Source organism: Mesorhizobium sp. M7A.F.Ca.MR.362.00.0.0, assembly GCF_004023175.1.
Taxonomy (GTDB): Bacteria; Pseudomonadota; Alphaproteobacteria; order Rhizobiales; family Rhizobiaceae; genus Mesorhizobium.
On record NZ_RZTF01000273.1, the window covers coordinates 6,009 to 8,936 of the forward strand.

Sequence of the window (2,928 nt, forward strand, 5' to 3'; positions counted from 1 at the left end):
CTCGGCGATCGCACCGCGCTGGAAGCAGCGGACCCGCGATTAACCTAAACATTGGTTACTACCAGGCACGCGCTCCGGTTGCTTGCGGTTGATTTAGCTCCGGAAGATATTTTCTACCGGAGATTGTGAAACGTGCAGTTGCCACCAGAAAGGGCAGCAAAATGAGTATCTCAGAGGCTGGCCCGGCCCAAGTCGATGTGGCGATCGTCGGCGCCGGAATGGCCGGCACCACCTTGGCAATGCTGTTGGGACAAGCCGGGCGCAAGGTGGCGCTGATTGACCCGCACCGCGTCCACCACGAGGAATTCCGGGCCGAGAAGATCGGCATGGATCAGATGCTTCTGTTCGAAAAGCTCGGCCTCGATGCGACACTCAAGAGCCTCGTCACCTCGACGACCGACACGCATATCTTCCGCCTCGGCCAGTTCTTCGCGCATGAGAAGAAGGCTGAATTCACATTCTCCTATGGCGCGTTGATCAATGGCCTGCGCGACGCCTTGCCTGCGCAAGTACCGCTGACGGTCGGCAAGGTGACCGAGGTCTCGACTGGACCGGACCGGCAGCGGCTTGTGCTGGCCGACGGCGCCGTCATCGATGCCCGCCTGCTGGTGGTGGCAACCGGCCACGGCGAGGCGGTGCGGCGCGCCGTCGGCGTCGAGCGTATCGAGCAATCGAAGGCGCATTCACTGTCGATGGGATTCGACCTCGCCATCTCCCCGCGTGATTTCGGTCATCAGTCCGTCACCTGCTACAGCAGGCGGGCTGCCGACCGTATCGCCTACATCAGCATCTTTCCCCTCGGCGACAAGATGCGGGCGAACATGTTCGGCTATCGGCAAGTGGCCGAGCCGTGGACGCGGGCGTTTCGCCAGGAACCGCAAAAGATGCTCTGCGAGCTGATGCCCGAAATAGCGGCGCGATGCGGCAACTTCGAAGTCGCAGGCCCTGTCGAGGTCAGGCAGATCAGCCTGAGCACCACGCAAGGCCATCGCCGCGACGGGGTCATCTTCATCGGCGATGCTTTCTGTACCACGTGTCCAACACCGGGCGTCGGCATCGGCCGGGTGATGACCGACGTCGATCAGCTCCATTCGGTTCACATTCCGCGATGGCTCGAAACACCAGGCATGGCGGCTGACAAGATCAACGCCTTCTATGACGACCCGGTCAAGGTGGCTGCCGATGAGGATGGCATGCGGGTGAGCTACTATGCCAAGTCGATTACCGCCGACACCGGACTGGAATGGCGCGCAAGGCGCCTGCGCAACAACACCGCGCGCCGGCTGATGATCATCGGCCGCAAGGTCCGGCATTTGGGACAGCGGCGGGTGCCCATGGCCAATATGCAATAGGGCGCGACCAGTCGCGCCCTATCGATTGCCAATATTGATTGCCTTATAAGGCGAATGCGTCAGACGCCAACCGCTCAGGTTGCCGTCGACGGAGGTGCCGATGGGGTAGTCTGGGCCGTGACGCCCGAAAGCCTGTCGCGCTTCTGCAAGGTTGGTTTCTCGTATTTCTTCACTGTAAAGTGCCCTCCAAATTGGTACGGCACCAGCAGAACCAATTCCCTGCCCCGTGTCAATTGCGTCATTACTGGTTCTTACGTCGTCTCCTCGCCATCGTAGTCAAACGATTCTTCACTGTTGCATTGCCGGCACATATCGGCTCCGACAGGACACCTCATCCCAGCGCCAATCCCGCTCTACTCGGCTCTCCGCGCGATGTTGTAAATCGTTTCATCCAGGGTATTTTGGCCATCGGGAACAGAGGGAATAGTCATGTCCAACAGCGCCTTGCCGCTGGTTATCAGTGCGCCGGAACCACGCACGCTCGACCTGATCTTCACAGCCCGGCAGCTGGCGCGGCTCAAGGCCCATTATCGCATTGTCGAGACGACCGCTGACGGCGTCGCGAAACTGCCGGCCGACGTGCTGGCCGAGGCGCGCTATATCATCGGCCAGCCGCCCATATCGCCCGAAACGCTCGACCGGATGAAGGCGCTGCGCTGCGTCTTCAATGTCGAGACCAACCTCATCAACAACATGCCCTACGAGACCTTGTTCGCGCGCGGTATCCATGTCGTCACCACCGGCCTGGTGTTCGCCGAGCCGGTCGCAGAGCTTGGCCTTGCCATGGCGCTCAACCTCGCCCGCGACATCGTCGATGCCGACCTCGCCTTCCGCCAGGGACAGGAACTGTGGGGCGGCGACGGCAACCAGACGGCGCGGCTCCTGTCCGGCGCGGATGTCGGGATCATCGGTTTCGGCGATCTCGGCCGGGCGCTCAACCGGCTGCTGTCGGGCTTCCGCACCCGCACCAAAGTCTTCGATCCCTGGCTGCCGCCATCGATCCTCATCGACAATGGCGTCGAGCCGGCCTCTCTCGACGAGGTGCTGTCGACCAGCGACTTCATCTTCGTCGTTGCCTCGGTGACCAGCGAGAACCAGGGTTTTCTCGGTGCCGAGGCCTTTGCCGGCATGCGCAAGGGCGCCGCTTTCATCCTGCTCAGCCGCGCCGGCGTGGTGGACTTCCCGGCGCTGATGGCGGCGGTGAAGAGCGGCCACATCGTCGCCGCCAGCGACGTTTTCCCCGAAGAACCGCTGGCGCGGGACCATCCGGTGCGCACCCTGCCCGGCTTTCTGCGCTCGGCTCACCGTGCCGGCGCGCTCGACATCGCCTTCAAGCGCATGGGCGATATGGTGCTGGAGGACATGGACCTGATCGACCGCGGCCTGCCGCCGCTGCGCTCCAAGCGCGCCGAGCGCGAGACGGTTTCGCGCATGCGTTCCAAGCCGGCCGACAGGAATTGAGGCGTGGGTTTTCGTCCCGGTTGGCCGGCCCTCGACAAGGTCGGCTTGACAAGGGCGCGGCCGGCGATGACGCTGCCGCAATCGAACTTTGCGGAGGGAGGCCATGAACATGAAG

At 62.7% G+C, this 2,928-nt stretch carries 2 protein-coding genes; both read left to right on the plus strand.

Annotated features, from left to right (window positions below; all coding sequences use genetic code 11):
- The first annotated feature begins 161 nt into the window (after positions 1 to 161).
- Entirely contained in the window at positions 162 to 1,352 is a 1,191-nt protein-coding gene (locus EOC06_RS26210) for an NAD(P)/FAD-dependent oxidoreductase (protein ID WP_128309142.1), read from the plus strand.
- Between the two features lie 429 nt (positions 1,353 to 1,781).
- Positions 1,782 to 2,813, plus strand: coding sequence for a hydroxyacid dehydrogenase (locus tag EOC06_RS26215; protein ID WP_127408433.1), 1,032 nt, complete (start codon positions 1,782 to 1,784; stop codon positions 2,811 to 2,813).
- Positions 2,814 to 2,928: the final 115 nt, after the last annotated feature.